Below are 228 nucleotides of genomic sequence, written 5' to 3'. Positions count from 1 at the left end.
CCGCCGCTGTCGACGATCGCGGTCAGCCCCAGCGCGCGATAGAAGGCGAGGCTCGCAGCATGGTCAGTCGCGGGCAGCGTCACCTGATTGGGGGTCGGCCCGGCCGGATCGGCCTCGCCGCGCACCCGTGCATGGCCCATCGGGCCATGGCCGCCGCCCAGCCCCGGCGCATCGTGCAGCGCGATCCGCACGAACGCGATCGCCCGCGCGATCGCGGCGGGCATCGCC

The 228-nt window shown here is 75.4% G+C and carries 1 pseudogene; it reads right to left on the bottom strand.

The features are described 5' to 3' along the window. Window positions 1-228 (bottom strand): annotated as a pseudogene (locus AX685_RS23020) (bifunctional hydroxymethylpyrimidine kinase/phosphomethylpyrimidine kinase); the annotation flags it as partial.

This window comes from Sphingomonas sp. CCH9-F2 (assembly GCF_001556735.1).
GTDB lineage: Bacteria > Pseudomonadota > Alphaproteobacteria > Sphingomonadales > Sphingomonadaceae > Sphingomonas > Sphingomonas ginsenosidimutans.
The sequence above is the reverse complement of the archived record's forward strand: the minus strand, read 5'-3'. Positions and strand labels throughout refer to the sequence as shown.